The sequence below is a fragment of the Haloarcula amylovorans genome, from assembly GCF_004681185.1.
GTDB classification, from domain to species: domain Archaea; phylum Halobacteriota; class Halobacteria; order Halobacteriales; family Haloarculaceae; genus Haloarcula; species Haloarcula amylovorans.
The window spans coordinates 601,228-617,651 of the sequence record NZ_SRIF01000001.1; the positions used below are offsets into that span (position 1 = coordinate 601,228).

General features: G+C 65.3%; 19 protein-coding genes. 11 read left to right on the forward strand and 8 right to left on the reverse strand.

Features of this window, described 5'->3' with window-relative positions; translation table 11 throughout:
• The first annotated feature begins 114 nt into the window (after positions 1-114).
• Both E4S61_RS03045 and E4S61_RS25185 read left to right on the forward strand, forming a co-directional pair.
• Positions 115-948: a hypothetical protein gene (locus tag E4S61_RS03045; protein ID WP_135302427.1), complete on the forward strand. Its 834-nt coding sequence runs from the start codon at positions 115-117 to the stop codon at positions 946-948.
• A gap of 121 nt (positions 949-1,069) precedes the next feature.
• Positions 1,070-1,363 (forward strand): glycine zipper 2TM domain-containing protein, encoded by a 294-nt coding sequence (locus E4S61_RS25185; RefSeq protein ID WP_167768367.1) that lies wholly within the window; start codon positions 1,070-1,072, stop codon positions 1,361-1,363.
• A 48-nt stretch (positions 1,364-1,411) separates the two neighbouring features.
• Here E4S61_RS25185 and E4S61_RS03055 read toward each other — a convergent pair whose 3' ends face one another.
• Positions 1,412-1,972 carry an NUDIX hydrolase gene (locus E4S61_RS03055; protein ID WP_135302428.1) on the reverse strand — a complete coding sequence of 187 codons (561 nt, stop codon included), beginning with the start codon at positions 1,970-1,972 and terminating at the stop codon, positions 1,412-1,414.
• Positions 1,973-2,200: 228 nt separating this feature from the next.
• Here E4S61_RS03055 and E4S61_RS03060 point away from each other — a divergent pair, with 228 nt between their 5' ends.
• From E4S61_RS03060 to E4S61_RS03090, 7 genes are all read left to right on the forward strand, one after another.
• Positions 2,201-2,389, forward strand: a complete 189-nt coding sequence (locus tag E4S61_RS03060) for a DUF1918 domain-containing protein (protein WP_135302429.1) — start codon at positions 2,201-2,203, stop codon at positions 2,387-2,389.
• A 6-nt stretch (positions 2,390-2,395) separates the two neighbouring features.
• Complete coding sequence (locus E4S61_RS03065) at positions 2,396-2,821, forward strand: RNA-binding protein (RefSeq protein WP_135302430.1); 426 nt, start codon at positions 2,396-2,398, stop codon at positions 2,819-2,821.
• The gene (locus E4S61_RS03070) at positions 2,821-3,522 is read left to right on the forward strand and encodes an RNase P subunit p30 family protein (RefSeq protein WP_135302431.1); all 702 of its coding nucleotides are present in this window, start codon (positions 2,821-2,823) and stop codon (positions 3,520-3,522) included. Before E4S61_RS03065 ends, E4S61_RS03070 begins: the two co-directional genes overlap by 1 nt.
• A 62-nt stretch (positions 3,523-3,584) precedes the next feature.
• Positions 3,585-4,004: a hypothetical protein gene (locus tag E4S61_RS03075; RefSeq protein ID WP_135302432.1), complete on the forward strand. Its 420-nt coding sequence runs from the start codon at positions 3,585-3,587 to the stop codon at positions 4,002-4,004.
• A 106-nt stretch (positions 4,005-4,110) separates the two neighbouring features.
• A complete protein-coding gene (locus E4S61_RS03080) occupies positions 4,111-4,590 on the forward strand; it encodes an Rpp14/Pop5 family protein (RefSeq protein ID WP_135302433.1) in 480 nt (159 codons plus the stop codon).
• A 2-nt stretch (positions 4,591-4,592) separates the two neighbouring features.
• Positions 4,593-5,375 carry an archaeal proteasome endopeptidase complex subunit alpha gene (gene psmA, locus E4S61_RS03085; RefSeq protein ID WP_135302434.1) on the forward strand — a complete coding sequence of 261 codons (783 nt, stop codon included), beginning with the start codon at positions 4,593-4,595 and terminating at the stop codon, positions 5,373-5,375.
• A gap of 106 nt (positions 5,376-5,481) precedes the next feature.
• Positions 5,482-6,210: a ribosome assembly factor SBDS gene (locus E4S61_RS03090; protein ID WP_135302435.1), complete on the forward strand. Its 729-nt coding sequence runs from the start codon at positions 5,482-5,484 to the stop codon at positions 6,208-6,210.
• Positions 6,211-6,241: 31 nt separating this feature from the next.
• Here E4S61_RS03090 and E4S61_RS03095 read toward each other — a convergent pair whose 3' ends face one another.
• A complete protein-coding gene (locus E4S61_RS03095) occupies positions 6,242-6,589 on the reverse strand; it encodes an FUN14 domain-containing protein (protein ID WP_135302436.1) in 348 nt (115 codons plus the stop codon).
• A gap of 110 nt (positions 6,590-6,699) precedes the next feature.
• Between E4S61_RS03095 and hflX the strand changes: the two genes are divergently transcribed.
• Positions 6,700-8,010, forward strand: a complete 1,311-nt coding sequence (gene hflX / locus E4S61_RS03100) for a GTPase HflX (protein WP_135302437.1) — start codon at positions 6,700-6,702, stop codon at positions 8,008-8,010.
• Positions 8,011-8,090: 80 nt separating this feature from the next.
• A complete protein-coding gene (locus E4S61_RS03105) occupies positions 8,091-8,690 on the forward strand; it encodes a DUF5789 family protein (protein WP_135302438.1) in 600 nt (199 codons plus the stop codon).
• Positions 8,691-8,693: 3 nt separating this feature from the next.
• On the opposite strand, the gene E4S61_RS03110 is transcribed toward E4S61_RS03105, so the two are convergent.
• The 6 genes from E4S61_RS03110 to E4S61_RS03135 form a co-directional block, all read right to left on the reverse strand.
• Positions 8,694-10,121, reverse strand: coding sequence for an NAD(P)H-hydrate dehydratase (locus tag E4S61_RS03110; RefSeq protein WP_135302439.1), 1,428 nt, complete (start codon positions 10,119-10,121; stop codon positions 8,694-8,696).
• Between the two features lie 66 nt (positions 10,122-10,187).
• Positions 10,188-10,463 (reverse strand): acylphosphatase, encoded by a 276-nt coding sequence (locus E4S61_RS03115; RefSeq protein ID WP_135302440.1) that lies wholly within the window; start codon positions 10,461-10,463, stop codon positions 10,188-10,190.
• A 25-nt stretch (positions 10,464-10,488) separates the two neighbouring features.
• Positions 10,489-11,796 (reverse strand): carboxylate--amine ligase, encoded by a 1,308-nt coding sequence (locus tag E4S61_RS03120; RefSeq protein ID WP_135302441.1) that lies wholly within the window; start codon positions 11,794-11,796, stop codon positions 10,489-10,491.
• 180 nt (positions 11,797-11,976) lie between these two features.
• A complete protein-coding gene (locus E4S61_RS03125) occupies positions 11,977-13,917 on the reverse strand; it encodes a PKD domain-containing protein (protein ID WP_167768394.1) in 1,941 nt (646 codons plus the stop codon).
• A 123-nt stretch (positions 13,918-14,040) separates the two neighbouring features.
• The gene (locus E4S61_RS03130; RefSeq protein ID WP_135302443.1) at positions 14,041-14,949 is read right to left on the reverse strand and encodes a DNA-3-methyladenine glycosylase family protein; all 909 of its coding nucleotides are present in this window, start codon (positions 14,947-14,949) and stop codon (positions 14,041-14,043) included.
• Positions 14,950-15,002: 53 nt separating this feature from the next.
• The gene (locus E4S61_RS03135; RefSeq protein ID WP_135302444.1) at positions 15,003-16,403 is read right to left on the reverse strand and encodes a sodium-dependent transporter; all 1,401 of its coding nucleotides are present in this window, start codon (positions 16,401-16,403) and stop codon (positions 15,003-15,005) included.
• Between the last annotated feature and the right edge of the window lie 21 nt (positions 16,404-16,424).

Consider the following 16,424-nt stretch of genomic DNA (forward strand, 5'->3'; position numbering starts at 1 on the left):
GTCGCCCTCGTGTTGGTGTACGCTACCAAGCGATAACGCGAGGAAGACGAAGTCGTATCGTTTCCGACTACCCTTTTCAGAACCCTTACCCGGCCTACCGCCCTACGGCCGCCCATGTACGGCGTCGTCACGCGCAACGAGGAGGAGACCCGGTGGTCCGAGTTCGACCGGGCGTTCTACGAAGTCAAGGATGTCACCGGCCGGGCCGTCGAACCCATCGAGGACGCGGTCAACATGGTGTCGTGTTTCGGGGACAACGCCGTCGAGGGCGAGGAGGAACTGCTGGCGTTCGACGACGAGGGCACCGCTGCGACGCGGAACGAACCGTACTTCGACTGGACGTACGTCTGCCCGACACACGACCGCTACCGTGAGGGACTACTCGACATCATCGAGGAGGCCGCCGACGTCAACGAGGACGTACGCTTAGACGACGTGGGGTTCCCCCGCGAGGAGTACTGTCACTGCGAGCGCTGTGAGCGGAAGTTCGCCGAGAGCGACTACGAAGACTGGTCGGCGTGGCGCACGAACGTCATCACGGAGTTCGTCGCCGACGCCCGAGAGCGCGTGCCCGGCGACCTCTACGTCACCGTCTATCCCGACCCGTATCCGGGTCACCTCGAAGCCCGAACCGGGGTCAGCGTCGACGACACCGCCGAGTACGTCGACGAGTTCGTCGTCCCCATCTACGACATGGCCTATTCGACGACGTACTGGCTAGAGATACTCGCTAAGGGGTTCGTCGACCGTCTCGACAGTCCGTTCAGTATCGAACTGTACGCCGTCGATGTCGATATCGACGACCTCGCCAAAGCGGTCGAGGTCGCGGCGGAGTACGGCCGTTCGGTGCTGTTCGGCTACGACGCCAGCAACGCCCGGGCGACGGTGCGACGGATGAACGCCGATGCCCGCGACGGAAAATCCTACGGGCCGGAGAGCTCGAAGTGACGGTACGCTTATAGCTCGATGCTCGGCGGCCCCACGTTTCGTGAAGCGAACGTGGGAACACGGGGCAAATGGAGAGTCCTCGGCGGTCACTTTTATACGTCTGACCCTCGACAGTACACGTATGAAAGAACGCGTCGGACGAGCGGTCAGTCGCGCAAAGTACGCAGCAATCGGCGGCGCAGTCGGTGGCGCTCTCGGTGGACTCGTCGGGCGGAGCGCCGCCAGCACCGGCGCTGGCTTCGGTGCCCTCGTGGGCGCGATTGTCGGCGAGAAGTGGGCTACCGCCGCGCCGTTCGTGGAGAAAGCGCGCTCGACGACATCCGACAACCTCGGCGTGGCCGCACCGTTCGTCGAGAAGGCCAAGTCGCGCCGGAACAAGCAGTCCGCGGAGTCCCAGACCGAAGAGCAAGCGTAAGCGCCGCCATCTCAATTTTCCGTCGTCTTCAGTATGTGGTAGCGCAAGCTACGCGAACCGCCGGTCGTGCCACTGGAGGATCTCCGCGCGGTCCCGGGTGTCTTCGGGTAACTCCGCGAACCAGCGCGCGTCACTTATCTCTTCGTCCGGGTCCGCGACGGCGATGTCGGTCGTCTCGGCGCGTGCCTCGAACACCGGCAGAACGCCCCAGGTGTTGTTGCCGTCACAGTGGAACTCGATGCGACCGACCATGCCCAATCCCTCGATCGTTGCCTCGACGCCGCCCTCCTCGGCGAGTTCGCGGAGAGCGGCTTCGCGAAAGGACTCGTCACCGTCGAGTTCGCCGCCCGGTAAGACCCACATGTCGACGCCCTCGTGGCGGACTAACAGCAACTCGCCGGACGGTCGGTACGTGAGCGTGTGCGCGCCGTAGGGCGCGCCGTGGTCTCTCGCGTCCTCGGCGACGCTCCGGAACCGCCGCCGCGGGACGCGACGGTGGCGCGTGAATTCCACGAAGGTATCGTGGCCGTCGGTCAGTTCGTGATACGTCTGTTCGGCCTGCTGGCTGGCGACATCGGCGAGATACCACAGGTCGTCGACGGTGGTCATCTGCCGTCGTCGAACGTGTCGCACCTACCGCACGGAGACGGGGGCCGGAGGGAGAGAGACGAACCAGTCATACCTCTCTGTACGGGTGAGAATCACTATAACTCTTCGACACTCGTTCGAGCGGGAAGAGCGAGGCCGACGAGCGGCCCGTCCGCGACGGGTCCGGGACGACGACGGTCCCCGCGGCGAATCAGTCCCTTTTTGACCGGCCATCGAGTACCGCGGGACATGGCATTCGAAGAAGACGACAGCGTCACGCTTCACGACGAGCACAGCGACTACGACGGGCAAACGGGGACGGTCACACAGGTCGTCGAGACGATGTTCGGCGACGCAAACTACACCGTCTCCTTCGAGGACGGCCAAGAGCAGGGCGTCCCGGAAGACAACCTCGAAGCGGCCGAGGACGAAGCGTAGGTTCCCATGTCGTCGGTTCCGTTCCACTACGTCGACCTCCGGACGTTCTGTTACGCCACGGAGGACGACAAACGCGTCGAGGACGCGCTCCGCACCTTTCTGCCGGCGGAGTACCCCATCGAACGGGCCGAGAGCGAAGGCCATCACGGCGACCGTATCGTCGTCCTCTCGGCACGCGTCGAGAACGCGGATGACGTGCGCCACGTCCTCTCGCAGGTGGCGACGGTAGACGATATCGACGCCGTCAAAGCGGAACTGGACGACAGAGTCGACGATAACTGTTCGTTCTTTCTCACCTTCGACAAACAGGCCGCCTTCGGCGGCGAGGTGCGCCGCGGTGACGGCATCACCCTGCGGGCGAAAGTCGAGGCATACCCCGCCAAGCGAGAGAAGGCGGTTGCGAACGCCCGCGAGGTCCTCGACGAGCTGTGATGTACGAGGCCGTCCACGCCCATCCGGACGGTGAGAGCACCGTCGCGCGGCACGCGTTGACCGCCGCCGAGTACGGTTTCGACGGCGTCGTCGTCCGGAACCACGGCGACGAACCGGCCGATTACGATCCCGAGACCGTCGCCGAGGAGTACGGCATCGATGTCGCTGTCGGCGTCGAAGTGCGTGCCGACGACCGCTCGCAGGCCAGCGGTCTCGTCGGAAACCACCGCTCGAAACAGACGGTCGTCGCCGTCCACGGCGGCACTCGGGACATCAACCGGTTCGCCGTCGAGCAACCGGCCGTCGACGTCCTCGCCCACCCGATGCGCGGCGACGGCGACTTCAACCACGTTCTGGCGAAAGCGGCCGCCGAAAACGGCGTGCGCGTGGAGTTCTCGCTCCGGTCGATACTGCGACAGAGCGGTGGTAGTCGCGTCCGGGCGCTACAGGACCTCAGAAAGCTTCGAGAACTCGTCGTCGACGCCGACGCGCCTTACGTCGTCAGCGCCGATCCCCACAGCCACCTCCAGTTTCGCGCCCCCCGAGAACTCGTCGCGCTCGGTGAGCGCATCGGATTCGACGCCGAGCAGATAACCGCGGGGCTGGAAGAGTGGGGAGCACTCGTCGAGCGGAACCGGCGGCTCGCCGACGACGCGTTCGTCGAACCGGGCGTCAGGATCGAGGATATAGACGACGCCTAACCTAATTTTGCGTCGCGAACAGTATGATACATTTATGTGTTTCACAGGCGTCACCTTTCGATATGACCGAGAGAACCCCGAGATTCGGTGCGCTCGTCGTCGCCTCGCTCGCGGCCGTCGTTGGGGCGAAGTACCTCATCGGCGGGGCATTGGCGATGGTGGAGACGGCGGTGAGCGACGCGATGCTGGTCTCCGGGTCGGTTCCGGCGACGTTCGCCGCCGGGCTTTTGCTGGCGGTGGTGGCGGGCGGAATCGTCGACGGAGCGGCCTGGGCGCGAGCGGCGACCGTCCTCATGTTCCTGCTCGTCGCGGCGCTCAGCGTTCCCGCCTTGCTCGCCGTCGATCCCATCATCGTCACTGAAACCGTGGGAATGGGGCTGGCATCGGCGTACTTACTGGTCCGGAATCCGATCGAGGACGAGTCGCCGCGGCGGGTCGACGAAGAGGACAGCGCCAGTCGAATCGGGTCGACGCTGCGATAGTCGAACGCGATACCGATAGCGGACCGTTTTCGACAATCGACCCGTATCGGACAGTTCTTCACTTGCGCGGGATACCGTCGAGTATGCGGAGTGCGACGACAGGACGATGAAACACCTTCCGAAACACCTCCGGCCGCGCTGGCGCTATCTCGCGGTCTGCGTCGAGACGTTGCCCGACGCCGACGTGGACCGGCGAGCGTTCCAGCGAGAAGTCTGGTACGCCGCACAGAACCTCCTCGGCGACCCGGGCAGCGCCGACGCCGACATGACCGTTATCCGCTTCGCTCACGACGATGGGACGGGCCACGCGATCGTCCGGGTTCGCCGTGGGCACACCGACGAGGCGCGGGCCGCGCTGGCCTGTATCGACGCTATCGACGGGCAACCCGTCGGCCTTCGAGTGACGGGAACGAGCGGCACCGTACGTGCGTGTGAAGAAAAGTATATAGGCGGGCCGGGGGAACCGTTCGAACAGAGACACGTCGTGTTCGAGAACGCAGAGAGGCACGCCGACGCCCGTGGAAAGCGAGTCGACGTGCGCACAGACGACGCGTTCGTGGGCGCGACAGACCTCGATTTCCGATAACTATGCAGGGACAAAATCAACAGCAGGCCTACGACCGGGGGATCACTATCTTCTCACCGGACGGACGCCTCTATCAGGTAGAGTACGCCCGCGAAGCGGTCAAGCGCGGCACAGCGAGCATCGGCATCCGAACCAAGGATGGCGTGGTACTGGCCGTTGACAAACGCATCCGCTCGCCGCTGATGGAGCGCTCCTCAGTCGAGAAGATTCACAAGGCCGACGACCACATCGGCATCGCCTCCGCCGGCCACGTCGCTGACGCCCGGCAGCTCATCGACTTCGCCCGTCGACAGGCACAGGTCAACCAGCTGCGCTACGGCGAACCCGTCGGCGTCGAGACGCTCACGAAAGAGATCACGGACTACATCCAGCAGTACACGCAGGTCGGCGGCGCGCGACCGTTCGGCGTTGCGCTCATCATCGCCGGCATCGCCAACGGCGAACCCCGCCTGTACGAGACCGATCCCTCGGGGACGCCCTACGAATGGAAGGCGCTCGCGGTCGGTGCCGACCGCAGCGACATTCGCGACTACCTCGAAGAGCACTACGACGAGGAGATGGACCTAGACGCGGGCGTCGACCTGGCGCTCGCGGCGCTGGCCTCGGCCAACGACGACGAACTCTCCCCAGAAGGAATCGGCGTCGCCGTCATCGACGTCGAGACCGAGCGGTTCCGCGAGCTGACGGACGAAGAGAAAGCGGACCACCTCGCCGACGCCGACCTGCTCCCGTCCGAGGGAGAGGGCGAGGGCGACGAGACCGACGAACCGGAAGACGAGGAGTAACCGCGGTCCCGCTGTTCCGTCTTTCTCTCTGATTTCACCGCGTCTGGGGGTGTTCGAATCGACCGACGCAGTAAGGACTTTAACCGCCCCCCCGCTACCGACGGGTATGATATCGCTTGACGAGGCTGTGACGGCGCGCCTCGAATCGCACGGACAGCGCTTCGAGGTACTGGTCGATCCCGACGCGGCACTGGCGATGAAACGCGGTGAGTTCGAGGGCGAGTTAGAGGACGTCATCGCGGCCGAGGACGTCTTCGAGGACGCCTCTCGGGGTGACCGGCCACCCGAGGAGAGCTTAAAAGAGGTGTTTGGAACCACCGACCCGATGGAGATAATCCCCGAAGTCGTCGACCGGGGGGAGATACAGATCACGGCCGACCAGCGCCGTGAGATGCAAGAACAGAAGCACAAACAACTCGTCCAACAGATAACCCGCAACGCCGTCAACCCGCAGATGGACGACGCACCCCATCCGCCAGAACGCATCGAGTCGGCGCTCGAAGAGACGGACTTCCGCGTCGACCCGATGGAACCCGTCGAGGCACAGGTCGACGAGGCGTTGGACGCCTTGCGGCCGGTCATCCCCATCCGCTTCGACGAGGTGACCGTCGCCGTGCAGGTGCCCGCCGACTACGCCGGCAGCGCGCAGGCCCAGATTCGACAGTTCGGCGACCTCGAACGCGAGGAGTGGCAGTCCGATGGGTCGTGGGTCGGCGTCCTCACGTTCCCAGCGGGGATGCAAAACGAGTTCTACGACCTCGTCAACGAACACACGAGCGGCGAAGCCGAGACGCAGATCATCAAGGACGAAGACGACATCAGCACGCGAGGGTGAGTCACGGCCGCGAAAAGACCCGTTCTCCGAGTTATCCCTGTTTGAAGCCGACGAGGAAACCGCCGGTGAAGCCCGCGCTGACCGGGAGCGCCGAGATAACCGACATCATCCACGACGGCGGTTGTCCTGCGGCAGTCTCGGTCGCGCCCTGCGTGGCGTTCTGAGCGGCCCCACCGATAGCCTGCCAGTTCACTTCGAGGATGCCGCGCGTCTCTAAGAATTTAAAGAGCGCCAGTTCGAGCCCGACGATGACGGCGATGATCTTGGCTATCTTTTTGGCAGCAAATCCGATAATACCGCCAATAAGACCACCCGTCCCCAGTTCGAGGCCCATTTGCGGGAGATTGAACCCGTCTAGTTGTAACACAAATTCGACCATACTGAGTACCAGAATATCATCTATTAAATCCTTTGTGCTCAGAGTATCACTGATGGAGCCACACGAGCCACCCCGCAGATTAAATAATCGGACGGCGTACTGTCGCGTAAGTGACGGCGACACACACCACCGAGCGTGCGGTTGTCGTAAAGCGGGTCGACAGCGGCACGGCAAACACCGAAGAGATTCGTGACCTCGCCCGGGCCGCCGGGTACAGAGTGGTCGGGGAAGTCACACAGACCAGAACCGAAGACCCGGCATATCACCTCGGGGAAGGGAAGGTGACGCGACTCGCCAACAAAGTGGCACTCGAAGACGCCACTACGGTCATCTTCGACAACCAGCTGGGCCCCTATCAGACGTACAACATCGGGAACGAGCTCCCGAAAGGCGTCCAGGCTGTCGACCGATTCCGCCTCATCCTCGAGATCTTCGGGCAGCGCGCCCAGACGCGGAAGGCACAGTTGCAGGTCGAACTGGCCGAACTGCGCTACGAACTGCCCAGAGCGGAAGCCAAGGCCAGCCTCGCCAAGCGCGACGAGCGCCCGGGGTTCATGGGCCTGGGCGAGTACGACGAGACCCGCGAAGAGGACATCAAAAAGCAGATATCGAACATCCGCGACGAGCTCGAATCCATCGAGGAGACCGAGCAACACCGCCGCGAACAGCGCCGGGAGTCCGGGTTCGATCTCGTGGCGCTCGCGGGCTACACCAACGCTGGGAAGTCGACGCTGCTCCGCCGCCTCGCCGACGACTTGGAGGTCGACGAGAACGAGGACCTCCATCCCGACCTCGATACGACCGCAGAGAGCGAGGACCGGCTGTTCACGACGCTCGGAACGACCACGCGCCGGGCGCAGGTGGGCAAACGCGACGTCCTCGTGACCGACACTGTCGGGTTCATCCAGGACCTCCCGCACTGGTTGGTCGAGTCCTTCAAGTCCACGCTGGATTCGGTCTACCGCGCCGACCTCGTCTTGCTGGTCGTCGACGTTTCCGAGTCGGTCGAGGAGATTCGCGAGAAACTGGTGACGAGCCACGACACGCTCTACGAGCGCAACCAGGCACCCATCGTGACGGTGCTGAACAAGACCGACGTCGTCGACGAAGAGGAGGTTCGCCGGAAGCGAGACGCCCTCTCGAAACTCGCTCCCAACCCCGTGGCCGTCAGCGGCAAAGAGGGGCTGAACATCGAGGAACTGGCCACTCGCATCGACGCGGAACTCCCCGACTACGAACGCGAGCGCCTCGTCTTACCGATGACCGACGAGACGATGAGCGTCGTGTCGTGGATTCACGACCACGCCCACGTCGAGACCGTCGACTACGGCGACCAGGTCGTCATCGAGTTCGAGGCCCGCCCCGACATCGTCGAGCAGTCCCGGGCGAAAGCGGGCGACCTCGTCGGGGCGTCCGCTTGAAACCTGGTCACTGACGGCGACCACCGTCGACCCCCGGTGCCGACCACAGGGTTATCCAATTGTAAATCCTACACGTAGTGATGGCAGACGACAAATCTGGACGAGATAAGCAAGCGCATGACGCAGAGCGACGCCAACGAGAGCGCGACATCGTCGCGGAACTCGAGCGCGAGGACGAGACGGAACCACCGGCCGACCCGGCCGAACTCGACGACTTCGAGGCGGCGCTCGACGTGGTGGAGTTCCCAGCGACGGGGAGCGACGTCGTCGCGGCGGTCGGCGACCAAACCGTGACCGACGGCGACGAGAGCTACGCCGTCGAGGAACTCGTCCCGGACACGGACGAGGAGCGGTTCAGCTCGACCGCCGCCGTCCGAATGCGGGTACAGCGGCCGAGAATCGCCGCGGCCATGAAGCGAATCGTGGAAGCGAGCGAGTCGCTCTCGAACGTGGAACTCGGCACCTCACAGCGGGAAGCCTACGAGAAGACGTTTCGGGAACTCAAGGCGATCGACGAGGACGACGAGGACGAGGGCATCCAGGTCATCAGCGACTGGATCGTCGAGCGAATCCACGGGAAGGAGAAGCTCCCCGGGTCCCGAGAGGTGCGCCGGGAGGCGGCGAAGTTCTGTCGGCGGAACGGCTATTCGGTCCGGAACGACGAGTGGCTCGGCGTCTAATGGTCATCTCCACAGCGCCGGCGGCACTTCTCCCAGTAAGTCAGTCGCGACCAGTCCGTAGCCGCGTTCGTCCACGACCGAATCACCCGCGTCGCCGACGGCGTAGGCGGCGATAGCGGCCGCGTGGCGCGGTTCCTGTACACAGGTCAGCGCGCCCGTGACACCAGCCAGCACGTCGCCGGTGCCGCCGACGGTCATTCCGGGGTTGCCGGTGCGGTTGATGCGCGTCTCCTCGCCGTCGGTGATCACATCGTACGCACCCTTCACGAGCAGCGTGTGGCCGATGTCGGCAGCGAAGGACTCGACGAGGTCCGCCCGCTCGCGCCAGTCGTCGCTGGTCTCTCCGCCCATCTTCTGGAGTTCGCCCTGATGGGGCGTACAGACGAGTTCGGCGTCGGTTTCTATATCGGGGACGACGGCGAGGGGGTCCGCGTCGACGACGGCGGTGCCCTCGTAGTCGCCGAGGAACTCTTCGACGGCCGATAGCGTCTCGTCGGCGTCGCCCATCCCGGGACCGAGGACGACTGTGTCGTGGCCGTCGGCGAGGTCCGAGAGCCAGTCGACCTGTTCGGGGCCGAGCACGTCGGCCTCGTACTCGCGGACGATGAGGTTCTCTGTGTAGCCCTGTATCTCGCGGGCGACCGATTCGGGGGCAGCGACGCGGACGAGGTCGGCACCGCCCCGGAGCGCCGCCTGTGCGGAGAGCGCTGGCGCGCCGGTGTAGGGACCGCCGCCGACGACGAGCACTTCGCCGCTGTCGCCCTTGTGCGCGTCGCTGGCCCGACTGAGGCGGGTGAGGTCCCCGCGCTCGACGAACAGTTCGGCGGCGTCGGGGATGCCGATGTCTGCGACGGTGACCTCGGCGTCCAGTTCGGGGAGCCCGGGTTTCGTGTCGTGGAACGTCACGACGTGGTCGGCGTGGACGGCGTTGTCCGCGAGCGTTCCGTCTTCAGCGTCCAGGCCCGACGGTACGTCCACCGAGAGGACCGGGGCGTCGCCGTCGTTCATCGCGCTCGCTGTCGTCGCTTCGGGTTCGCGCAACGCACCGCTGATGCCGGTTCCGAGCATCGCGTCAACGACGACGGCAGGGTCGGAGAGCGAGACGTCGCTCGCGTCGCGGACCTGTTCCGTGGCGTATTCTGCGGACTGGAGCGCGTCCCAGTTCTCGCGGGCGATGTCGGTCGTAATGGTCTCGGGGCGGCCAAGCAGCAAGATTCGGAGGTCGAACTCGTCGAGAAACCGTGCGGCGACGAGGGCGTCTCCGCCGTTGTTTCCGCGGCCAGCGACGATGGTCACGCCGTCGCCGGGATCGGCCTGGTCCCGCACCGCCTGCGCGACGGCGTTGCCGGAGGACTCCATCAGCTGTTTGCGTGGCACACCGAGTGCCGCGGCGTTCTCGTCGACGACGCCCATCTCTGTACCGGTGAGCATGAGCGGCGGTTCGCCCGCCAGCGTGGTAACGATGGCGGCGACAGCGGGGTGGCGGGCGGTGTGGCGCTACCAGCGGACTTCGAAACCGTCGATTCCTTCGGGGTCTTCTTCGGTCACGTCGACGTCGACGACGTCCGCTCGGGAGCTCCCCTCGTGGCAGAACTCGACCATCGACTCGACGGCGTCGGGGCCGCCTTCGAACACCGCTTCGACGCGGCCGTCGTCGAGGTTCGTCACCCAGCCGTCGACACCGTGGTCGCGGGCCGTGTCCCGCGTCGTGGCTCGATAGTAGACGCCCTGTACTCGGCCGGAGACGTAGACGTGAACTCGTCGGCGCGCCATGCTCGTGGTTACTCGCGGCGGGCAGTTAGGCCCGGCGGTCGGTGTTCACTTTTCGCTCGGCACCCTCAGCCCCAGCCTCTGTATCGACGAGACGACTCTCCGCTGACAGTGGCGTCGTCGGGCGCGATGACCCGATATCTCGTCCCTCTAGGACGGCGTTCAGCGTGTCGCGTACGAACGGCCGGATATCGTTACTGCTGAGGTAGTCGAAGTGCGGCTGCGTGACCATCGAGCCGACCATCTCCGCGGCCGTTCGCAGCAGCGACGGCTTCTCGACGAAGGGGTACTGCTCCGTCGCGACGCTGTGTAGGTGACTGATTTCGCCGCGGATGAAATGGGATGCCGTTCCGGGCCGGTAGTCGGGTGTAAACGGGCCGCTGTCCCCGTTGGCGAGTCGCCAGTAGTATAGCGGGTAGTCGACCCCCGCGTGGATGTCACAGGGGAGCGACGACCAGAACCGTGGATTGATCTCGAGAATCTCGAATTCGCCAGTCTCCTCGTCCCGGATGAACCCGACGGACGCCACGCCGTGCCACTCCAACTCGTCTAACACCGCGAGTCCCGCTTCTCGGAGTTCCGGAATGTTGACGGCCTCGTGGTAGACGCTGGGGCCGCGGGGGTACTTGAATCCTCGACGGAGGGCCTTCTGCGTGCTGAACAGCGCCTCTCCCTCGTCGTACAGCGCTCGGATGGTGTACTCGGTCCCGGGGACGTACTCTTGGACGATAGGGACGTGTCCCATGCGGTCGATTAGATTCTCGACGTCGGGGGGGTCGCCCGGCTCGAAGTACTGCGTGTTCGGCATCGACCACGACTCCGTCGGCGGAATCTCCTCGACGTAGTAGTTGGTGAGCGCGCCGTAGCGGCCCTTCGCGATGAGGCGGCGGTCCCATTCTTCCACGTCGGTAAGCAGTGCCGTCTCCGGCACGGTGACGCCGGCACGCTCGGCGGCCGAAAAGAGGTCGAGTCTGTCGTGGACCGTCGCTAGCGTCTCCATCGTCGGCCACACCGGTGTGAGGTGCTCCGCGAACGCCTCGCGGTATCTCGATAGGACGTAAACGTCTTCCTCTCGCACCGGAACGATAGTCTTCACCGACGGGCGCGCAGCGAGGTCGAGGAGCACGTCCCGATACGAGAGGAGGTCGTCGTACGGGCTGGGTAACCGCACCCGTTCGTCGCAGTATTTCGAGGTGAACGCCGGAGACCGGTCGCTGTCGGACGCGACGATGGTCCTGACGCCGCGCTGGCCCAGCGACCTGACCGCGGTCACTGAGCCGGGAGCGTCGTTCGAGATCACTACGGCCGACCCGTCTGGAGTCTCGGGGTTTCCCATGCGAGATAATAGCAAATAGGGCGGAGAAAGTAAGCCGTGAACTATCCCTCGGTGTTCGGACCTTACTCAAATACGGGATCTATAATCCGCTCTGACGACGCCGTCGACCGGTGGAGCGGGACCGCCGGTTTGTCCAACGCTCACTCGTCGCGGAAACGTCTGGGACCCACACTCTCCCGATTACTCGTCGCGTCGTTCGCCTCGGTAGAGCGCGTACCCCAGCGTCGAAAGAACCGGGACGGCGACCGTCGCCCAGCCGGGTAGTAGCGGCCCCGACCCACTGATTAGTCCAGCACTCTGTACGTCGACGGCGGACGTGTTCGTCCCCATCGCGCCGACGTCGTCGATGGCCCGAACCGTCACGTTCCGGGTACCTGATTCGTTGTAGGTCGCCGTGACAGTAGCCCCCTCCGTCTCGAACGACCCGTCACCATCAAGGTCCCACTCGTAGCGGGCGACCTCGCCGTCCGGGTCGGTGGTGACGTTGTCGGCGTAGAACGTGATGGGCGCGCCCGCGGTCGGGGACGAACTCGTCCCGAACGCCGGCGACGGGGGCTCGTTTTCGACCGGTATCATGACTTCTTTCGTCGCCGTCGTTCCTCGGTCGTCGGTCACTCTGAGTGAGACACGGTGTTCTCCCTCTTCGGTGAACTCGTAGGTCGTCGATTTGCCGCTCGACTCGAACGTGCCGTCGCCGTCGAAGTCCCACTCGTAGGTCGCTATTTCGCCGTCGCCGTCCGCGCTGGCAGCGGCGTCGAAGCTCACTTCTTGGAGCCCCGGGTTCTCGGGCGAGTGCGAGAAGTCGGGAACCGGGACCTCGTTGTCGACGACTTCGAGTCCCGAGACGTAGCCGGACGGCGTGTTCGTATATTGGCCGGCAAGCGTGTAGGCGTTCTCGCCGCGAGGGGTGACGCTCATCGGGCGGGACCCACGGTCCGCGTCGTGCCGTTGTGCCCACTGTAGTGTCCCCTCCGCCGAGAAACTTCTGACGACGCCGCCGTGGTACGTGTAGTCCGTCGAGAAGAAGGACTCTTCGATAGTCATCCGCTCGCCGACGGTGACGAAACCGCCGGACTGCGTCGTCGTCAGCGCGCGAACCGTCTCCCCGTTGCCGTCTCCGTCGGCGAGACCGAAGCTCTTGCTCGTTATCGGGTCGCCGTTCCGGTCGACTACCACGAGCCACCCCTTGTAGCCGCCGAAACTCTCCGTGTAGCCGCCGAGGCCGAGTACGCCGTCGCCCGTGATGGCGACGTCGTGGAGCTCGTCGTACTCGGACCCGCCGAAGGGCTTGACGAACTCCGTCACGCCGTCGGCCGTCATCTTCACGAGGAGTCCGTCGTCCTCGCTCAGGCCGACCCCGTAGATATCCCCGTCGGGACCGACGGCGACGCCTTCGAGCGACCGGTGGCCGTCCGCCGACAGCGTCTGTTCCCAGACGACGTCGCCGTCGCTCGTGACGCGTGCCATCCAGCCGTCGATGGCGTCGTAATCGACGTCGCCCCACGATTCGACGCCGACGTCACCGGCGATGACGTACTCACCGTCCCCGAGCGGCGCAATCGCGCGGGCGTTGGTCCGGTCCTTCGATTGGTAGACAGCACGCGCCTGTACGGTCCCCTCTCCGTCGAGACGAGCGAAGCAGGCGTTGCGGACGGCATCTTCGCTCCCGTCGCCGCCACCGTGCCCGCAGACGACAACGCCGCCATCGTCGGTCACCTGCGCGTCGTACAGTCCGTCGAACGTCGACTCGGCGAACGTCTCGCGCCACTGAACGTGGCCATCGGATCCGACCGCGACGACCCAGCCGTCCTCGCCGTCCGTCGAGAACGCGTCGAGTGCACCGACGGCGAAGACGGTTCCGTCGTCGCGACTCGCAGCGCCGTAGAAATCGGCGGCGGTCGTGTCCCCCGACGGCGCGACCGATTCGGTCCACCGCTTGAACGGAAGCGTGACGATATCTGGGCCGGTTTGTGCGTTCGCGGAAGCGGTCTTCCCGCCGAGAGCCGCTTTCGGTGTTCGGGTGGCAGTGGCAGTTCCCGTCGTCGCCATCGCCGCCCCACCCAGCGTCACGTGCTTCAGAAACGACCGTCGACCGCATGTCCCAGCATTCTCATCAGACATTGACTGATACTCTTCACTTTTAGATTTAAAAATTACCATACAGTATCGCATCTGATACCAGTGCGATACTCGCGGAAAGAGACAGCACACTGGCAGTGAATAGCGTCACGGCGGACGCCGCGACTACTGCTCTCGCCCGCCCGAGCGGAGATAGTGAAAGAGGTAGGTCTGTGTGTAGCCGGCGTATTCGCCGCCGAGGGTCTCCCGGATGGCTCTGGAGGTCTCCGCGTAGTTGCCGCGGTCACACTCGGGATAGTACTCCTCGATGGTGCCTCGAATCCAGGTATCCAGCGGCACAGCTTCGAGGTAGCCGAGCGAGAACAGGAGGATGCAGTCGGCCACTTTATCGCCGACGCCGACGAACGCCGTCAGCGCTTCGCGCGCGTCCTCGTAGTCTAAACCGATGGCGTCCTCGGGACGTGCCTCGCCGTCGGCGACCATCCCGGCGCTCCGCTTCACGTAGGGGGCGCGATACCCCAGATTCAGGTCTCGAAGTTCCGCCTCGCTCGCGGCCGCTAGCGCGACGGGAGTTGGGAAGGCGTCGTAGGTCCGACCGTCGAACGCGACGGTCTCGCCGAACTCCCGACGGAGCGCCTGCTGCATGCCGTGAATGCGGCCGACTCGCATCTGGGCCGAGCAGATGAACGAAATCAGCGTGGGAAACGCCGGGTCGCGGACGATACGCATCCCCCAGTAGGCGTCGAAGGCCTCGTCGACGACGGCGTCGGGTGGTGCCGTCTCGCGGATTGCCGGTAAGTTGTCGTCGAGGCCGAGCAGCATCTGGACGCGCGATTCGGCGTCGATAGACGATTCCCACATCAGTTCGCCGTCGGTCTGGCGGACGCGGACGACGACCGGTCCATCGTCGCTCCGGAGCGTGGTCCAGTACCACGCGTCGCCGCCGCTGGCCGCTTCCCGCTCGTACATCCGGCCGTCCTCGCGGTCCCAGAGGTACGACTGGCCGCTCTCGACGGTGGCTTGCAGGTCCAGTCCGCCCGGCAAAGAGGTGATATCGATAGTGCCCCGTTCCATTACCTCGCCGGAGGTAACGGAGCGGTTTCTGGGTTTCTATCTTCGACCCTCGGTCAGTTCGCGGGTCGGCCACGGAACCGCACGGCGGCGATGAAGGCGGCGACGCCGACCGCGGCGACGATAGCGGCCTGCGTCGCCGTGACCGCGACACCGAGGAGACCGCCCAGTCCGGAGACGAGCGTGAACGCGAGAAACAGCGGGAGGACCACGGCGACGGCGTAGTACCACGGGCGACCAGCCAGACGGGCCAGGCGGCCCGCGCCGCGCTCGTACTCGTCGAGTGCCGCCTTGCCGAGGACCCAGCCGTCGAACAGCAGGAAGCCGAGCAGCCCGGCGGTCAACACGAGGTTGGCGACGGTATCGGCCAACAGCGCGAACAGCGACGGCGATAGCGCGGCGGCGCTCCCGGTGAGGAAGAACAGGCCGCCGACGCCGACCGTGGCGCTCGACCGGCCGAGGCCGTGTTCGTCGACGAGGTAGGCGACGAGCACCTCGAAGATGCTGATGGCCGAGGAGAGCGCCGCCAGCAGGACGACGCCGAAGAAGACGACGCCGACGACGCGACTGTAGGGCAGGTCCGCGAAGGCTCCCGCGAGACTGACGAACAGCGCGCCCGGGCCGCCCTCGCCCGGCGAGACGCCCAGCGAGAACAGCAGCGGGAAGATAACCAGTCCGGCGAGGATGCCGATGCCGGTGTTCAGCCCGGCGATAAGGGTCCCGTCGGCGGCCAGCGAGCGGTCCTCGCCGATGTAGGAGGCGTAGGTGAGCATCGCCCCCGCACCGACTGAGAGCGTAAAGAGGGCCTGTCCTGCCGCGGCGACGAGGACGTCGAAGAAGTTCGCGCGGAGGTAGCCCACGTCGAGCGAGAGGAAGAATTCGTAGCCGCCGGCGCTTCCCGGGAGCGTCGCGGCCCACGCCGCGAGGCCGCCAAAGAGGAGGACGATACCGGGGACCATCACCTTCGTCGCCACCTCGATGCCCCTGTCGACGCCAGCGTAGACGACGGCCACCGTCGCGAGGAGGAACAGCGCGTGAAAGCCCGCCGCGCCGACGCCGTAGTCGATGGCCGCGAAGTACCCCTGTGGATTTCCGAAGTACGCCCCGGTGACGCTGGCGAGCGTGTAACGGAGAATCCACCCGCCGACGACCGAATAGAAGGAAAGGACGACGACGGAGGCGAGCAACGCGACGCCGCCGAGAACCCGCCAGCGACGACCGCCTAGTTCGCCGAACGCGCCGACCGGGTTGCGCCGGCTCCGTCGCCCGATGACCATCTCGCCCAGCAGTCCGGGGACGCCGACGAGGACGATTACGAGGACGTACAACAGGAGAAAGGCCGCGCCGCCGTTTTGGGCGGTCAGCCACGGGAACCGCCAGATGTTGCCAAGCCCGACCGCACTCCCGACGGCGGCGAGGACGAACCCGACTCGCGTGCGCCACGTAGCTCTCGTCATCGTCTCAGCGTCCGCGTCGAC